The sequence below is a fragment of the Nostoc sp. ChiSLP03a genome, assembly GCF_034531215.2.
In the GTDB taxonomy this organism is placed as follows: Bacteria; Cyanobacteriota; Cyanobacteriia; order Cyanobacteriales; family Nostocaceae; genus Nostoc.
This window is the reverse complement of the sequence record NZ_JAVRBQ020000106.1, coordinates 1-17,050: the sequence shown is the minus strand read 5'-3', so window position 1 is coordinate 17,050 and position 17,050 is coordinate 1. Positions and strand designations below refer to the sequence as shown.

Sequence of the window (17,050 nt, the reverse complement as noted above, 5' to 3'; positions counted from 1 at the left end):
TTACGTCTTTGTCTTCAGCCGAACGCTCTTTGTTACCTATGCAATCTCCATCCTCCTTTTCTGAGGCATCACGGCCTTTTTTGACTTGGCAACGCATTCTTGACTGGGCTCAAGAACACTATCGTTGCCGCACCTTTAGCAAAGATGAGCGCATTCCAGCCCGGCCTGGATTGCTGTATTTGGTGCAAAGGGGTGCGATCCGCATGGTAGGAACCGCCCAAGTTAGTGCGACTGCCAGTCAGCTAACGTCTCGACGAATCAACAGAACTCCAGAAGAAGCGTTCTTGGGTTTTGTGGGAGCGGGACAGCCATTTGAAATTGTTGCTCAGTCACCATTCACACTCCAGGCTTACGCCCATGTCGATCAAACTGCGGTGCTATGGATGTACTGGCATGATTTAGACAATTGGCCTCACTTCCGTCGCGAAGTTATGGATGCCTTTAGGTATCAGCACCAGCGTAAGCTGCTGTGGCTGAGTGCCTTGGGACAACGCCGCACAATTGACCGACTCTTAGGATTTCTCACATTGTTAATTGAGGAATATGGAGAGCCAGCAATGAGCGACACCGATCCTGATGTGATTCGCGGTTATTGTCTGCCCTTTCCCCTCACTCATGCCCAAATTGGTAGCGCGATTGGTTCCACTCGTGTCACCGTCACCCGCTTGATGGGTAAGCTGCGTCAACGTGGTTTAATCTTGACTCAAGGGGATAATCTAATATGCTTACCAGCAGAGTCGATTAATAGAGCTAGTTAAGGTAAAGTTCAGAGCGGCGATTTCCGCCACTCTGTCTTGAGTGCGATGAGCTAGACCCTGCCGGAAGCGATCGCTCTTGTCAGCGAATTTTGACAAATCCCGCTTGGGTAATTAGTTGCTGTCCCTGCTCAGTCAGCAGTAAGTTGGCGTAAGCGACACCTGCTTGCTGCTCAGTCTGACCATTCTGTTTGACCACCACAAACAGATTGCGGGTAATCGGATATTTTCCTGATTGGAAAGCCTCAATGTTCAACTTGTTCCGTTTACCAGGACATTCAGACGGGAGGACAGAAGGTTCTTGGTATGGAGCAATGTATTGCCCTTGCGTGCGCCCCAACGGCAAGGCTTTGATTGAGCATTGAGGAATCACCTCTGGGGCAGAAGCGTAGTAGATGCTACCAGGACTATCAGCCAATTTTTGCAAGGCTTGGGTGGTTGTGGAGATAAATTCTACATTGGAGCTGAAAGCTTGACCACCCAAGATATCTTGGACAAAAAGTTCGACAGTACCGCCATCAACAATACGGCGAGAATAGGGCTTAATTGGGATATTGGGGCCGCCCACCTGGCTCCAATTATTGATTTTGCCTGTGTAAATTGACTTTAATTGTTCTACCGTTAATCCTGGGATATTCAGGTTGGGGTTAACTGCAACCGCTAAACCATCAATTGCCACAGGAATTTGTTTCAAACTGAACCCACGCTGCTGGGCACGGCTTAATTCCGGATCTAGAACTGGTCGGGAAGATTGGGCAAAGGCTAGTTGACCGTCTATCAAGGACTGAATGCCAGTACCAGAACCAGGCGATGCATTGCTGGGTTCTACATAGCGCAGCCGTAACTCTGGCCGCGCGGCTTGAATTGCCGGGTCGACTACTAGTCGAATCGGTGCCCAAGATGTACTGCCTCCGTAATTGAATAATCCTGTAGGAACATCCTTTACTGAAGTGAAAGTATTGCCACTAGGTTGTTCCGATCCGGTTTGGGGCGTTTTGGTGCTACCAGAATTAATTGTATTTAGATTGACACCAGACTTTCTCGTAAACCACCAAAAACCGCCAGCTATTAGCCCGACGGTGATGAGGATGGATAATACAAGAATAGTTGTTTCATTTTTTTGGGACATAGTATAATTACCCGCGCATCCATTCAATATAAGTGCTTGACTTGACAAGTGCTTGCTACTTGAGATTGTATTTGGAGGACGGGTGTTTTACTAAAAATGCAGATAAATCCTCACTTCTGACTACTTTAGAAATCAAGGTATAATAAATTTCCCCTGGATTATTCGTCTTTTTCTCAAGGCTTAAATGTTGGTGAGGATAAGTTGTTAGTTGATACTAAGATTTTTCCCCATAAAGCTTAATTTCTCATCTTGAGGGTTTTTCCAGGTTAACTATTGGTTAATTTTTAATTTTTTATTGCTGATTAACGCACTGGTTCAAAGTCATAACCAGTGCGAGAGCGAGAACCAGGAACAATTTTTACAAGTTGCACTGAGGCATTGCGATCGCCTGATGCTAAAAACCGAATTGTACCAGAAGCGCCAGTGGCAGAAAAGTCAGAGGACAAGAGTGCTTGTTGCACTCCATCTCGCGTGGGATTGCGTTCTAATGCCGCAATTAAAGCTACAGTGGCATCATAACTGAGGGCACTTCGCCAACTCACATCAGCGCCCCATAATTGCCGCGATTTCTGGGGAAAATCTGATTTCGGATTGCTATCAATATGCCAAGGAACTGCCAATACCATCCCCACAGCTTGTTCTCTGCCAATTTCCAAAGTTTTAGCGGTGTAAACATCATCTCCCGCCAACAAAGTTAACTTTTTCTGATTAATCTGAATTACTTGCAGCGCTTTATCGAGAGTTTCAGTGTTAGCAGCTAACATCAAAACTTCTGCACCTTGTTTAGTTGCTTGTTCTACACTTTTAGCCGCACTAAAATCCGCCTTGGATAAGTCAAATTCGCTGGCTACCTGTCCACCCTCTAAAGAAACGGATGAAACAAACTCTGACTTTAAAGACTGGCTATAGTTACTCTGAGAATTAAAGAAAACCACTGCATTTTTTTTCTGCAAGGTTCTCACCATATAGTTGGCTAAAGTTCTTGCAGCCATAAAATCACTGGGAACTGTCCGAAAAACGTAGCGGCTAAAGTTAGAAATTTTGACAGATGTACTAGTGGGAGATATGGCTACAAGCTGTCCAGAAGTATAGATAGTACCTGCCGCTAAGGTGGAATCGCTAGTATTCGGCCCAACTACACCCAATACTTCAGAATTGCTAACTAGGGTAGAAGCGATTTGCTTGGATATTTCTGGATTGTCGTCGTCATTAGCTATTCCTACCCTCAACGGTACTCCCTTGACTCCTCCTGAGCTATTGACTTGATTTTGGGCTTGGGCTATCCCGCGTAAAATTTCTAAAGCAGCATTGGGGTCAGTGCCGAATGGTACAGAAGCCATGATGGTATAGCTCTTGGAAGAAGCGGTTCGGGCATTGTTAAGAAAAATTAATGTTTCTGGATCGTTTCGGTTGAGTTTTAGAGCAGCTGTGAAATTGGCGATCGCTTTATCATAACTTTTAGCTGCGATCGCCTGTACTCCTTCTTTTTTCGCAGCAGAAATGTCACCCGGAGTAAAAGATTTTTCCCCAAAACTAATGCGGTCTTGCAAGGATGAATTGTTGCCTGGTTCTTGATTTGGAAGAATGTTATTACCAATTTTGGCTCCATTGTTACTAAACCACCAAAACCCACCGCCAACAATGCCAGCTGTCAGCAGCAGGGCCAAAGCTAAAATTGTGATTTCATTTTTTTGTGACATGAACAAGTTTAAATAAAGTAAAAATGTTTATTCTTTAAATGGCGCCAGTATCAGGTGATACTTTTCGTACTGCTTCTGTGGTAGTGCCAACACAACTAAACATTTGCAACAAAATTCTGTTTAGTGATGACAACGCCTAAAAAAAGACTAAATATTTCGTTTTTCTGAGACATTTATGTAGCTGTTAGCACCAGAAGTTTTTTAAAGTAAAAAAGATAATAATTTATAAATAAGTCGAAATATGGCTGTCAATGAAATAGCTACTAAGCCTGCTCCCACTGCTAAAATCACCACTGACGGAAGGTCAAGACCTCCCCGTAAAAAGGGGACAAAAAAAATAATTGCAAAAGTAATTGTGGGAATAATTAATAAATCGAACTTTTCAATCCACCGCCTGGTTTGGGCAAAAATTAGTATACCTAAAATTAGGGCAGAAGTAGTTAAAGTAACTATTGGTGATTTTACTAGACTGAAGAGAGCGATCGCGATCAATGCACCCTCAAATCCACTAAATGCCGCCCCGCCCAATAATTCCAATGTAGAAAATGTTGGTTGAGTTGATGGACGACGGGGAACAACAGGGCTAGAACCTTGGGGTGGTTGTGGCGGAAGTGTTACAGAGGGCGAATTAATTTGTGTAGGGGTTTGAGCCGCCTGTGAGTTAAGTGCATCTATAACCTCCTGGGCTGACTGGAAGCGCTGATTGGCAGCAGGTAGCAGCATTTTGTCTAAAATGTCAGCAAGGTGAGGGTTGATATTTACTTGAGATCGCCATTTCCACTGGTTGCTATAGGCATCAAATAGTTTAACTGCTTCCTGATTTGTCAACAAGGTAATAAGAGTTACAGCTAAGGCGTATAAATCTGTAGATGGGAATACTTGACCCCCAGCCATCTGCTCAGGTGGTGCAAATCCCATCGAATAAATTCCTGTGGAAGAAGCGGCAGAACCCAGTGCAACATTTGTTACTTGCTTAACTGCACCAAAATCTAGTAAAAAAAGTCTACCATCACGACGGCGCATGATGTTAGAAGGTTTAATATCTCTGTGGATAATGCCTCTATGATGGACAAACTTTAGTACCTTCAGAATTTCTTGCAGCACCTCCAACACTTGCTGTTCAGAAAATTTGCCTTGTTGAACTAATTCTTCCTCTAAGTTTTGCCCATCAATGTATTCTTGTACTAAGTAAAAAAATTGGTCTTGCTGTCCTGGTTGCAAACTATTAACTATCACTGGAAAGAAGGCAAATAAATCAGGTATTTGCTCGTGATCGTTACCAAGTTGTGCTAAAACTTCTGCTTCTCTTTCAAACATTAACTGCGCTTGTTGCAGTTGAGTTAAAGTTAAATTCCCCGATGGTTGAAACTGCTTAACCACGCATTGACGCATTCCTGGTATTCGGCGATCGCGTGCCAAAAATGCGGCTCCAAACCCGCCTCTTCCCAGCAGTTTAGTTGGCACGTATCGACCATCTAGCATCAATGGCATACCACAGGTAGTGCAATACTTTTGCTGGGTTGTTTTCAGTGTCGTAACATCATCTAAGTCGGCAAAATAGTTTTGTGGGCGTGGACAACGCAAACGAGTGCAGTAAACTTCCATTTTCGTGATTAGTCATTAGTCATTAGTCATTAGTCATTGGTCATTGGTCATTGGTCATTGGTGAGCTAGCGACGGGTACATAGAGAGTTTTCCCATGAGCTACTGGTTGTCTTCGCAGCGCTAGCGAGGCACGAGCGTCACCCGAAAGGTCATTCGTATTTACAAAGAACAAAAGACAAAGGACAAATGACAAAGGACTAATTACTAGATTTTAGTCTTCACCTGATGAGGTGGGTGTTGCTACCTCCAATGTAGTTAACACTAGACTTTTTTGTGTTAATTTTAACACATCTTGATTCCATCCTGGGTTAGCAAACTGGGGCAAAATTTCTTGACTAAAGGCTTCTGCGGCCTTGGATCTATAGCGATTGGGATTACAAATCAGCCACAGCGTCCGTTTGACTACAACACCTTCAATGGGAGTACGGTGCAAAACGCCCATTTGTAACTCTTTAGCGATCGCACTAGTTGAAACAAAGGCAGCCCCTAGACCAGATTGCACAGCATTTTTAATCGCTTCAATGGAATTTAATTCCATTTCAACTTTAAAACGTCTGGTATCGATTTCACAGCGTGCTAGCACTTGGTCAATTACTTTGCGGATAGTCGATTGGGAATCTAAAGCAATAAATTGTAATTTATATAGGTCTTCTTTCTGGATTTTTTCAAGTTTGGTAAAAGGATGAAACACAGGTAAAATTAGCGCTAGCTCGTCCTCAGCGTAAGGAATAACTTCTAAAGATTCTGACAGTTCACCAGGAATTTCACCACCGATAATTGCCAGATCGACTTGTCCGTTAGCGACACTCCAAGCAGTTCGCCTAGTTGAGTGAACGTGTAATTGCACTGCCACATCTGGATATTTTTGTCGAAACATACCGATCATTCTGGGCAAAAGATAAGTGCCAGTGGTTTGAGAAGCACCGACAATCAAAGTACCACCTTGAAGATTTTGTAAATCTTCAATGGCCCGGCAAGTTTCCTGACAGAGACTGAGGATTTTTTCACCGTAATTTAAAAGTAGATGCCCAGCTTCAGTTAATTGGGCACGTCGTCCTCCACGATCGAATAAAGGGACATCGAGTTGCCGTTCGAGATTTTGGACTTGCAAACTAACGGCAGGCTGGGAGACGTAAAGACTATCAGCGGCACGCTTGAAGCTTCCTTCTTGAGCGATCGCTTTCAGGATACGTAACTGATCTAAAGTGAAAGGAAGGTCAGACATAAGGCTCAACCCACAAACTTTTAAAGGAGCAAATGCACGTAATAAATCCGGTTTGGCAGCAATCAGCCAGATATGATTTGTTGCATATTAAACTTGAAGGCTTGACTCGAAAAAGACAGTAGCACAACATCTTGACTAAAGTCCCCTTTTGAATACTTTGTGGTATTGGTTGTACTGAATTCAGTTTTCTTTAAATTACTTCACCTGTGTATATGCTGCTGATTTCTTGGTTGACACCCAGTCATTTTGTCATACTGGGGTTACAAATAGTTTTTGCGATCGCTCACAGTGGAGGCGCTGCTTTACGCCCTTGGGCAGAAAAATATATTGGCCCAAGGTTTTATCGCATTCTCTTTGCATCAGTCAGCCTACCGTTGGCTGTGATATTAATTATTTACTTTTTTGGGCACCGTTATGATGGTTTGCAAATTTGGCAGGTACAAGGGGTGCCAGGAGTGCGAGAATTTGTTTGGCTGCTATCAGCAATCTCGTTTTTGTTTTTATATCCTGCTACCTTCAATCTACTAGAAATTGCTGCTATTCAAAAGCCCCAAGTTCATCTCTACGAAACAGGAATTATTCGGATTACCCGTCATCCCCAGATGGTAGGACAAATAATTTGGTGTGTTGCCCACACTCTCTGGCTGGGTACTACCTTTACCCTTGTGACTTCCATTGGATTGATATTGCATCACTTGTTTGGGGTTTGGCACGGAGATCGCCGCCTGAGCGATCGCTATGGAGAAGCCTTTGAAATTGCCAAACAGCGAACTTCAATTATTCCCTTTAAAGCAATTATTGACGGTCGTCAATCTCTCAAATGGCAGGAATTTCTCCGCCCTGCCTATTTGGGAGTTGCCATTTTTATAGCTTTACTTTGGTGGTCACACCCTCTGTTATTGGAAGCAACTAGTAGGATAGGATGGTAACTTTAGACGATCCCCAGTGTCAGCAGAAAATCCGAAATAGATGGAAATTTCAGCCGATCGAGCTTATCAATTGCTCCAAATCAATGTAGGATAAATTCAAACATCTAACAGTGGGGGGTGCGTTCAGTCAGCTTGATATTTTATTATTGGTAGTCGTTGGTCAGTTGCCTTTCTTTGAAAGAAAGTGGCAGATTCAATCAAATCCCCAGGCAGTCACGGCAATCAGGAGTTTAACATCCAAAAAAGCCAACGCGACTTCTAGGGTCGCTTTTTTGTCAGAGACACATTAACGCGCTCAATTTTTGCCAATAATTCTGTGTCCTGAAATTTCTGTCCTGAAAGCATCTATCGGCAGGTAGTGACTTGCCAATCCTCCACTGAAGCAGTGCTGAGTCCTGAGTCCTGAGTAAAAGCAAGCAACTTAGTATTCATTGCTTGGAAAGTAGTCCCAATCCCTGCTTTACTCTAAAAGAAAAAGAAACGAGTTTCTCATTGCAATCCCCTAACTTTTTGTTATGGACTTCTACTCAGCAACCAGAACTCGGAACTCAGCACTACTTAATTCAGTATTGATAGCTAGTTTGATATAAAAACCTTATAATCCAAGAGGCGTCATGGTGTTGTCGGTTAGTGAGCAGACATTTACTCAAGAAGTTTTAGAATCTCCTATTCCTGTTTTAGTTAACTTTGAAGCACCTTGGTGTGGCTTGTGTCGAGTTATCCACCCGCTATTGTTGCAATTTCAGTCCCAGTGCGGCGATGAAATTAAATTAGTCGGGGTTAACGCCGATCAAAATTTTAAATTGTCTACTACCTATAGGCTAAAATCACTACCCACTTTACTATTGATTGAAAATGGCAATATTCGCCATCGCTTGGAATGCTTTCGCGGCAGGGAAGATTTACGTCTAGCTTTAGAAGAGATTAAAGCCAGCTACAGCAATTACCCCAAAATCTACAAAAGTTCAAAAACAGTAGACTTAGAATGCCGATCGGCCTGATGGATATTGGGTGTGGGGTATGGGGGCATTGGGCATTGAATATTAGACTAATGACCCTTCGGGTGACGCTCCTGCGTCGCTAACGCTGCGCTAACGCCAGTTGCTCATGGGGGAAACCCCCAAGACCGCACTGGCTCACCAATGACCAATGACTAATGACCAATGACCAAATCTAAAACCATGCTTAATACCCCACCCAATCAGTCTTGGGTGGGTTATTTTATCCTAAAGGGTGTAGTCACAATTATTAACAGTTTCGACACGCTAATCAAGAATTCTAAAAGTAGGCGTCAGTGATGGAAGTAATCTATCAGTATGCCTGGCTGATTCCGGTGTTCCCTCTTTTTGGGGCAATGCTGGTCGGTCTAGGGTTAATCTCGTTGAATCAGGTGACAAACCGCCTCCGCCAGCTTAATGCTGTGGTGATTATCTCCATGATGGCAGCAGCTATGGTGCTGTCGTTTGCCTTGCTCTGGAGTCAAATCCAAGGACATCCGTCTTATACCCGCACCTTGGAGTGGGCAGCAGCAGGTAATTTTCACCTGAGCATGGGCTACACTATTGACCACCTGACAGCCCTAATGCTGGTGATTGTCACAACGGTAGCCTGTTTAGTTATGGTTTACACCGATGGCTACATGGCTCACGATCCCAGTTACGTGAGGTTTTACGCCTATCTCAGTTTGTTTGGCTCTTCAATGTTAGGTCTGGTGGTCAGCCCCAACCTAGTACAAGTTTACATATTCTGGGAACTGGTCGGGATGTGTTCCTACTTGCTGGTCGGCTTTTGGTTTGATCGCAAGTCAGCAGCCGATGCCGCTCAAAAAGCGTTTGTGACCAACCGCGTGGGTGACTTTGGTTTGTTACTCGGCATTTTGGGGCTGTTCTGGGCAACAGGAAGCTTTGATTTTAATATCATGGGCGATCGCCTCGCCCAACTCGTCGAATCAGGTTCTATCAGCAATTTTCTCGCTGTCCTGTTTGCGATTTTAGTTTTCTTAGGCCCAGTTGCAAAATCAGCCCAATTTCCCCTTCATGTCTGGCTACCAGATGCAATGGAAGGCCCCACCCCCATTTCTGCCTTGATTCACGCAGCAACGATGGTGGCGGCGGGTGTTTTCCTGATTGCCCGGATGTATCCAGTATTTGAAGACGTTCCAGCCGCAATGAATGTAATTGCCTTTACTGGAGCGTTTACGGCGTTTTTGGGGGCAACTATTGCCATTACCCAAAACGACATCAAAAAGGGCTTGGCTTACTCCACCATTTCCCAACTTGGTTACATGGTGATGGCAATGGGAATAGGCTCCTATAGTGCTGGACTATTCCACCTGATGACCCACGCCTATTTCAAGGCGATGCTGTTCTTGGGTTCAGGTTCTGTAATTCACGGTATGGAAGGTGTTGTTGGACACGACCCTGCCTTAGCGCAAGATATGCGCTTGATGGGTGGACTGCGGAAGTATATGCCTGTCACAGCAACTACTTTCTTAATTGGTTGCTTGGCAATTTCTGGTATCCCGCCCTTTGCTGGTTTCTGGTCAAAAGATGAAATTCTAGGGAAGGCTTTTGAGGCTAACCCACTCCTCTGGTTTATCGGTTGGCTAACTGCCGGGATTACGGCTTTCTATATGTTTAGAATGTATTTCTCGACATTTGAAGGCAAATTCCGGGGTACTGACGAGAAAATCAAGGAAAAACTTAAGAAAGCTGCGGCGACAATTGTCCTGGAATTAGAGTCAGAAGAACCAGTCCCGAATTTTGGGCCTGGGGCGATGAAGAAAGGAGAATTGGCGGCAACTCAACATCATGATTCTCATGACTCCCACGGGCATCACAGCGACTCTCCCCACGAATCGCCGTGGACAATGACGCTGCCGTTGGCACTGTTGGCTGTGCCTTCGATTTTGATTGGTTTGGTGGGAACTCCTTACGCCAATTATTTTGAAGAGTTTATCTTTCCTCCTAGCGAAACTCTCTCCGAAGTTATAGAAAAGGCTTCCGAGTTCAATCCGACGGAATTCTACATCATGGCGGGTGCTTCAGTCGGAATTTCTTTAATTGCGATTACCCTAGCTTCGCTGATGTATTTGGGCCGTAAAATTGATCCGGCTGCGATCGCTGCTAAAATCCAACCACTTTACGAGTTATCCCTCAACAAGTGGTACTTTGATGACATTTACCATCGGGTTTTTGTCCTCGGCTTGCGTCGCGTAGCTAGACAAGTTATGGAAGTTGACTTCCGCGTTGTTGATGGTGCTGTTAACCTTACGGGCTTTTTCACCCTTGTCAGTGGTGAAGGTCTGAAGTACCTAGAAAACGGTCGCGCTCAATTCTATGCCTTGATTGTGTTTGGGGCGGTTTTGGGTTTAGTGATTGTCTTTGGTGTTACCTGATTTTAATAGGGGTGGACATTCGTCCACCCCTACATTATTTTTGATCTCACGCAGAGTCGCAGAGAGTAATTGAGAGTTAAGTCTGAAAAGATCACAAGACTTTTTAATACAAGCTATATAAATTTATTTCCTCTTAAATTGCTATGTAAGGTAGAAAAATATTTCGTATTATGCCTACCATGTAGACACCCAATCAATCTATCTATCACTGATGCTAAATATATTATTCAAAAAGTATAACGTGCCGGAAAAGTAGGTATTAAAATTATTTACGATAAAGCCCAATTTCTAAAGTTGTCCATTTTATTTTCTTTTACCGCCTCTAAAGCAATATTTGCATCAATTACCATTTCTCTAAAATAAAACTCTAAAGGCATAATTTCATCATCGTTATAAGTCTGATATATTTTATATCCAATGGCATCTAACAAAGAGTGACAATACTCTCGGCTACGTTTTGCATAATAATCTAATAGTTTACTAGTAGTACTACTAGAATGAACTAGCATATTACGAATACGATATATGTTATAAACATCATCTTTGAGATCAATAATTTTCTCAATCAAGTATTTTTCACAGTAATCATTATTATAAAAAATTTCATTGACTTGATTGACTTGATCTAAATCTGGCAATACTATGCTTTTAGAATTTAATTGTTTATTTATTTCAGGAAGTTTTTCTATAAATTTTTTTAAAAAATCTATTTCATCTTTATTAACAGATAAATAGTCTTGTAAATCCTGGTCTATAGACTTAGATATATCCATTCTATAAAATGTTAAAGGTGTAACAAAAATACCTCCAACTTTTCTTACTTTCTGATATAAATTAAATTTTAATTCACTCAAAACAAGAAGTAACTGTACTGTTCTCATACCATCACCATTAAGCCATAAATCTATATTTTCTTGAAAAATCTTCTTTTTATTCTTAAGAGCATCTGATAGTTCGGGAAGTTTTTTACAAATTGTTTTAGAATCATCAGAAAACTTTTCTACAGCAAACCAGGAATTTAAGATTTCGTCAGAGCTTTGTGAAGCTTCAGTTGCTCGTCTATACCAGTCGATAGAAGCAAGCCATTTTGCTACAGTTGGATGACATCTATCTTCAGAAGATATCCACTGACCAAGCCTTTGGTGATTATTTTGCGAGTCAATGAAGTTATATCTAATAGTGTGTGGCTTATCCCTGCCTTTAAAGCTAAAAGCTCGAATTTCTCCTTGAGAATTACAAATAACCCAATCAGTTGATAAAATAATAGCCTGGTCTTTCCTATTTCGTGTTGAGAGAACAGCTATCGTTCTTTCAGCCATTTGTTGGGCTTTAATTTTCATGAATTTACTATCTACACCTCGGATATCAACTGCAACACAGTAATCCGAATTCTCTTCAACAGTTATGCTTAAAATATCATTTTTTTTAATGTATTTTCCATCTACTTTAGGACGATATAGTTCAACATTGCCGATCTTAATTTTGTCTGTGAACTTCACACCTGTTATATTGAAAATAACTTTATAAGTTTGAGATTCTAGGCAATAAATTTCTATGAGAAAATTAAGTCTATGTTTAATACTTGAAGCCTCATAATATTTTCTAAGCTCTTCTTTATGTTCATCAATTGATTTCGCATTTCTGGATGGTGAGCCAAATAGGGTTGGGTATAAATGGTCTTGCTTAGAAGATGTTGCTATCTCTTCAAACTTTTGAAATTGATGATCTAATATCGATTTTAATTCCAACATTCCCTTAAAATTAAATAATAAAATTATTGTATCTACAATAAATTCTATATAATTATCATTTAAGTCTTTTTCAAGTACTTTTTCGTATAAAAGGTTAATAACTTGCCTAAAGCTATTTTCTGACGTTATTTTTTCTTCTACACGTTTAATTAATATTAAAATATCGTCTAATTCAAATTTACTTTTATTGTCGGATAAAGCTTCAGTAATGAAATATAGTTCTTGAGCTATTTCTCTTGTCCAGGCTTTTTTAATTTTATCTAGTTCATCAAGTTGTTCTTTTTTAAAACTACAGTAAGTAGAAAATTGAATTTTAAAGAACTTTTTTCCATAAGCATTTTGAGAAAACCGCTCTTTGTTTTTATGTATCTCTTCACGTAAATCCTGTAAAATTAATAATAAATGACGACTATAAAATCCTTTTTGATTATTTTCAATAATATCGCATCTTTCCAACCATATTTGTTGTAATCTCTCAAGATTGTTGTTCAGATATTCAGGCGCATTTGATAAAGTAAAATCCATTTTTTTCAGTTAATATCAAAAAAATAATATATTATATTATACTAATTTATTTTAGAATCACCTCAGTAAAATCGTCTATTGTAATGATAATAGCGATCATAACTCCACTATTGAATTTTAGGTTTTGTGCAATACCTGCGACAGGCTAGACCTACGCGATCACTTAAGGTAAGCTTTGCGATCGCGCTTTCTCTATTAAAAAGCGAAGAAAAGTTATGAAAGTTGACTTCTGGGTTATCAATAATACCGTTAACCTCACAGGTTTTTGAACCTTTGTCAGAGGTGAAGGTCTAAATTACCTAAAAAACGGTCGCGTTCAATTCTATTACATTATTTATTGAATTGAAATTTAAGCATTTTCGGGATCAAAAAAATACTAATATTTAAAATATGGAATTTTATTATAAGTAGTAAATAAAATAGAGATCGTGTTATGAAAAAAAGCTCTCATAATCGTCATGGCTACCTATCCAGAACCATGTAACTGTGTCACCCTCTAAAACCCCAATTGCTCGATAATTGCGAGTTATTCTGACAGACCAAATATTCTCCTCGTTATTTATACATTTGAAATGCAAAGACGGATGAAAAAGATTTTCTCTCCATAACTGATAAGCTTTTCTCGCACTCTGTCTAACTTGCTTTTCAAGAGACTGATATTTATCCCAAAACGAAGGAAGAGTTGCAGACTTCACAAATTTTCATAGTTCATTGGTTTTGTAAGTCCTTCTGCAATCTCTCTTTTAGCGGATTGGGCAGATGCAATCAGTTGTTGTTGAGTTTTCTTAAATGATTTATTCCATTTCAATTCATCTTGCAAATCTTCTAGGTACTCTCGGAGATGTTCTGCAACTCTTTCTTGCACATCTTCAGATAAAGATTCCATCATCTTAATTACAGTAGCGATCGCTGGAGATGACATAATCGAATTTCCTTTATCAACTTTCCCTGTCTATTTTACTAAAAAAAACTCAATCAAATCGCTTACTGTAGTCCCAAAGCTTTGAAGCGGGCAAAGTTTGTCCTACTGTTGCTCGTCGCACTGACTCTTGCAGATCGGCTAATATTTGTGCTTTTGGCTCTTGTTCATCAATCCAAGCTAAACCACTGGCGTTATCAGAATTTATGGAACTTATAAGCTGTTGCCAAAGTTCTATAGGGACGAGTACATCTGTTGTTTCTCCATCTACGTTAGTGACATAACAAATTTGACTTTTAATTTGTGCCATTATCATTATGGTTATTTCCTCTTTGATGCATTTTTGCACCAAATCGCTTTTTTCAAGAACCACGCATACAGCATCGTGTATTTTTAGCGATGGGTTAGGCTATGCGTAGACGCAAAACGGCTTGTCCTAGACATCGCACTCTTAAACTATAATTTAACCAACTTTTTTAGGGTAAATTTGTGACTTGACTGGGAGTATCACAACGCACATCCCGCACCCGCAAATGTCAAAAAAGACTCCCAAGAGTAAAAATCGGGGATTGCTAATTTAATTAAATCAACCTAACGAGGAAGACGAAATCCTGAAAAAGCTGTTACTTAATAACTAGTGACTTTTTGCCAAACATGATTTTGATAGCAGACGAATTGTGATGAATACAGCTAATTTTCCGTGGCTGACGACGATTATTCTGTTGCCGATAGCCGCTTCACTACTGATTCCCATCATCCCGGATAAAGAAGGCAAAACAGTGCGCTGGTACTCCCTCATCGTAGGGCTGATAGATTTTGCACTAATTGTTTATGCTTTTTATACTGGGTATGATTTCTCCAATCCAGATTTGCAGTTGGTCGAGAGTTACGCCTGGGTACCCCAACTAGATTTGAATTGGTCAGTAGGGGCAGATGGCTTATCTATGCCCCTAATTATTTTGACTGGATTCATTACCACGCTGGCGATTTTAGCAGCTTGGCCTGTCACCTTCAAGCCGAAGCTATTTTACTTCTTGATGTTGGCGATGTATGGCGGTCAGATTGCCGTGTTCGCCGTCCAGGATATGCTGTTATTTTTCCTGGTGTGGGAACTGGAACTAGTACCGATATACTTTCTGCTGTCGATTTGGGGAGGCAAAAGACGGCAGTATGCAGCGACAAAATTTATTTTATACACCGCCGGCGGTTCGCTGTTTATTTTGCTGTCTGCCCTGACAATGGGATTTTACGGCGATACGGTGACGTTTGATATGCAATCGCTCGCCTTAAAAGACTTCGCCCTCAATTTCCAACTAGCCGTCTATGCTGGCTTCCTGATTGCCTACGCCGTCAAGTTGCCGATTATTCCCTTGCACACTTGGCTACCTGATGCCCACGGTGAAGCAACAGCGCCCGTACACATGTTATTAGCAGGTATTCTTTTGAAAATGGGCGGCTACGCCTTAGTTCGGATGAATGCCCAAATGCTCCCCGATGCCCACGCTTATTTTGCACCAGTGTTCGTGGTTTTGGGGGTAGTTAATATCATCTACGCAGCCTTAACATCCTTTGCCCAGCGCAACCTGAAGCGAAAAATTGCCTATTCCTCAATTTCTCACATGGGCTTTGTGATGATTGGTATTGCCTCCTTCACCGATTTGGGATTGAGTGGGGCAGTATTGCAAATGGTTTCTCACGGGTTAATTGGGGCGAGTTTGTTCTTCCTGGTTGGCGCAACTTACGATCGCACTCACACCCTGATGTTGGATGAAATGGGCGGTGTTGCGAAGAGAATGCCGAAGATTTTCGCCATGTTCACCACCTGTTCAATGGCTTCTTTGGCACTGCCAGGGATGAGCGGTTTCGTGGCAGAATTAATGGTATTTGTGGGCTTTGCTACTAGCGATGCTTATAGCTCTACCTTCAAAGTTATCGTGGTGTTCTTGATGGCAGTGGGAGTGATTTTAACTCCGATTTATCTGCTGTCGATGTTGCGAGAAATTTTCTACGGTAAAGAGAACGAGGAATTAGTTTCTCACCAAGCTTTGATAGATGCCGAACCCCGTGAAGTATTTATCATTGCCTGTTTGTTAATTCCAATTATTGGTATTGGTTTCTATCCAAAATTGCTGACTCAGATGTATGACGCTACAACTGTACAACTGACGGCAAGGTTGCGTGATTCCGTGCCGACATTAGCACAGCAAAAAGACGACGCACTAAAGGTTTCTTTGAGTGCGCCTCAAATTGGTAATTAAGTTGCGATCACTAGTTTAGTTTAAATATTGATTACTTTGAGGGCGGGTTTTGTACCTGCCCTTTTTGTTATTCACTCAAAATTTTCGATTCAGTGAAGTAAAAAAGAACCCATCGAACTTAGTTAAAAAAATTTTGTATTGGTAAATAATGAGATGTATTTTTTACAACTATCATAAAAATATATTTCAAGCTGATTGATTCATTTGTAACCAGTCAAGCAAATCTTCCATAGCAGTAAAATCTAACAAAGCTTCGCCAAGGTTTTCTAACTGATTTAAAGAAAGAGATTGAATGCGCTCTTGCAATTCTAGTGATAGTTCTCCTACTCGTCTTTGTAGTAACCTGAAAATGAGTCGTTGTTCACCTTCTTGTTTACCTTCTTGTTTTCCGCGCTCGTAGCCGATGCGCTCACCTGTAGTTACATATCTCATAGTCCGCTCTTGCTCAAATTGTTTAAACTCTTTCCAAAACTGATTTTCTAATGCCTTTGGTAATATCATAACCCAATCGATAAATCTATATAGGTTGCGAATATCCTGCTCTCCTAACCCCAAATCATATAGTCTGCGAATTAAGCTAAATTTCCATATTTTGCGTTGTTCAGGTGATGAGCGTGTCTGTTGTGTTTTCAAATGCGCCATGACGACAGTTGCAAATGGATTATCGCTATTTTCTAACTCATGCAAGTGATTTTCGTAATCCAAAAGTTTAATACTAACCCAAGTTGCGGGTTATCAAGCTGTGGGTACTTTGCACTTGAATAGTCGTGCGCTCGTTCAGGACGAAGTGGCGATTGCACGTAGCGCAACCGCCACCTCAATTAACTCAAAAATACAGATACTGAATTAGATTAAAG

General features: G+C 41.2%; 12 protein-coding genes and 1 pseudogene. 5 read left to right on the top strand and 8 right to left on the bottom strand.

Going from position 1 to position 17,050, the window contains the following annotated elements; genetic code table 11:
* The first annotated feature begins 38 nt into the window (after window positions 1–38).
* Window positions 39–758 carry a Crp/Fnr family transcriptional regulator gene (locus RMY32_RS17810; RefSeq protein WP_096536235.1) on the top strand — a complete coding sequence of 240 codons (720 nt, stop codon included), beginning with the start codon at window positions 39–41 and terminating at the stop codon, window positions 756–758.
* A 79-nt stretch (window positions 759–837) separates the two neighbouring features.
* On the opposite strand, the gene RMY32_RS17805 is transcribed toward RMY32_RS17810, so the two are convergent.
* The 4 genes from RMY32_RS17805 to RMY32_RS17790 all read right to left on the bottom strand — a co-directional run bounded on the left by RMY32_RS17805 (window position 838) and on the right by RMY32_RS17790 (window position 6,414).
* Window positions 838–1,884 carry a PstS family phosphate ABC transporter substrate-binding protein gene (locus RMY32_RS17805; RefSeq protein WP_322713222.1) on the bottom strand — a complete coding sequence of 349 codons (1,047 nt, stop codon included), beginning with the start codon at window positions 1,882–1,884 and terminating at the stop codon, window positions 838–840.
* A gap of 302 nt (window positions 1,885–2,186) precedes the next feature.
* On the bottom strand, window positions 2,187–3,584 hold the full coding sequence (locus tag RMY32_RS17800; RefSeq protein WP_322713221.1) for an ABC transporter substrate-binding protein: 1,398 nt from the start codon (window positions 3,582–3,584) through the stop codon (window positions 2,187–2,189).
* Window positions 3,585–3,785: 201 nt separating this feature from the next.
* Complete coding sequence (locus tag RMY32_RS17795) at window positions 3,786–5,189, bottom strand: protein kinase domain-containing protein (RefSeq protein ID WP_322713220.1); 1,404 nt, start codon at window positions 5,187–5,189, stop codon at window positions 3,786–3,788.
* A 211-nt stretch (window positions 5,190–5,400) separates the two neighbouring features.
* Complete coding sequence (locus RMY32_RS17790) at window positions 5,401–6,414, bottom strand: LysR family transcriptional regulator (RefSeq protein WP_292741010.1); 1,014 nt, start codon at window positions 6,412–6,414, stop codon at window positions 5,401–5,403.
* Window positions 6,415–6,626: 212 nt separating this feature from the next.
* On the opposite strand from RMY32_RS17790, the gene RMY32_RS17785 reads away from it, so the two are divergent.
* From RMY32_RS17785 to RMY32_RS17775, 3 genes are all read left to right on the top strand, one after another.
* A complete protein-coding gene (locus tag RMY32_RS17785) occupies window positions 6,627–7,343 on the top strand; it encodes an NnrU family protein (RefSeq protein ID WP_322713219.1) in 717 nt (238 codons plus the stop codon).
* A 614-nt stretch (window positions 7,344–7,957) separates the two neighbouring features.
* The gene (locus tag RMY32_RS17780; RefSeq protein ID WP_322713218.1) at window positions 7,958–8,344 is read left to right on the top strand and encodes a thioredoxin family protein; all 387 of its coding nucleotides are present in this window, start codon (window positions 7,958–7,960) and stop codon (window positions 8,342–8,344) included.
* A gap of 296 nt (window positions 8,345–8,640) precedes the next feature.
* Complete coding sequence (locus RMY32_RS17775) at window positions 8,641–10,740, top strand: NAD(P)H-quinone oxidoreductase subunit 5 (RefSeq protein ID WP_322713216.1); 2,100 nt, start codon at window positions 8,641–8,643, stop codon at window positions 10,738–10,740.
* Window positions 10,741–11,009: 269 nt separating this feature from the next.
* Here the strand turns inward: RMY32_RS17775 and RMY32_RS17770 are convergent, their stop codons facing one another.
* The 3 genes from RMY32_RS17770 to RMY32_RS17760 form a co-directional block, all read right to left on the bottom strand.
* Window positions 11,010–13,016, bottom strand: coding sequence for a hypothetical protein (locus tag RMY32_RS17770; RefSeq protein ID WP_322713215.1), 2,007 nt, complete (start codon window positions 13,014–13,016; stop codon window positions 11,010–11,012).
* A 691-nt stretch (window positions 13,017–13,707) separates the two neighbouring features.
* Complete coding sequence (locus RMY32_RS17765) at window positions 13,708–13,938, bottom strand: hypothetical protein (protein ID WP_322713213.1); 231 nt, start codon at window positions 13,936–13,938, stop codon at window positions 13,708–13,710.
* A gap of 49 nt (window positions 13,939–13,987) precedes the next feature.
* The gene (locus RMY32_RS17760; protein ID WP_322713212.1) at window positions 13,988–14,245 is read right to left on the bottom strand and encodes a hypothetical protein; all 258 of its coding nucleotides are present in this window, start codon (window positions 14,243–14,245) and stop codon (window positions 13,988–13,990) included.
* Between the two features lie 370 nt (window positions 14,246–14,615).
* On the opposite strand from RMY32_RS17760, the gene RMY32_RS17755 reads away from it, so the two are divergent.
* On the top strand, window positions 14,616–16,193 hold the full coding sequence (locus RMY32_RS17755) for an NAD(P)H-quinone oxidoreductase subunit 4 (protein WP_322713211.1): 1,578 nt from the start codon (window positions 14,616–14,618) through the stop codon (window positions 16,191–16,193).
* 186 nt (window positions 16,194–16,379) lie between these two features.
* Here RMY32_RS17755 and RMY32_RS17750 read toward each other — a convergent pair.
* A pseudogene (locus RMY32_RS17750) lies at window positions 16,380–16,910 on the bottom strand (DUF4351 domain-containing protein); the annotation flags it as partial.
* Window positions 16,911–17,050: the final 140 nt, after the last annotated feature.

Bases quoted from the DNA above. Each gene is read 5' to 3' on its own strand.
- RMY32_RS17770 (WP_322713215.1), bottom strand. From the start codon at position 13,016: ATGGATTTTACTTTATCAAATGCGCCTGAATATCTGAACAACAATCTT.
- RMY32_RS17780 (WP_322713218.1), top strand. From the start codon at position 7,958: ATGGTGTTGTCGGTTAGTGAGCAGACATTTACTCAAGAAGTTTTAGAA.
- RMY32_RS17760 (WP_322713212.1), bottom strand. From the start codon at position 14,245: ATGGCACAAATTAAAAGTCAAATTTGTTATGTCACTAACGTAGATGGA.
- RMY32_RS17765 (WP_322713213.1), bottom strand. From the start codon at position 13,938: ATGTCATCTCCAGCGATCGCTACTGTAATTAAGATGATGGAATCTTTA.
- RMY32_RS17810 (WP_096536235.1), top strand. From the start codon at position 39: ATGCAATCTCCATCCTCCTTTTCTGAGGCATCACGGCCTTTTTTGACT.
- RMY32_RS17805 (WP_322713222.1), bottom strand. From the start codon at position 1,884: ATGTCCCAAAAAAATGAAACAACTATTCTTGTATTATCCATCCTCATC.
- RMY32_RS17755 (WP_322713211.1), top strand. From the start codon at position 14,616: ATGAATACAGCTAATTTTCCGTGGCTGACGACGATTATTCTGTTGCCG.
- RMY32_RS17800 (WP_322713221.1), bottom strand. From the start codon at position 3,584: ATGTCACAAAAAAATGAAATCACAATTTTAGCTTTGGCCCTGCTGCTG.
- RMY32_RS17775 (WP_322713216.1), top strand. From the start codon at position 8,641: ATGGAAGTAATCTATCAGTATGCCTGGCTGATTCCGGTGTTCCCTCTT.
- RMY32_RS17795 (WP_322713220.1), bottom strand. From the start codon at position 5,189: ATGGAAGTTTACTGCACTCGTTTGCGTTGTCCACGCCCACAAAACTAT.
- RMY32_RS17785 (WP_322713219.1), top strand. From the start codon at position 6,627: ATGCTGCTGATTTCTTGGTTGACACCCAGTCATTTTGTCATACTGGGG.
- RMY32_RS17790 (WP_292741010.1), bottom strand. From the start codon at position 6,414: ATGTCTGACCTTCCTTTCACTTTAGATCAGTTACGTATCCTGAAAGCG.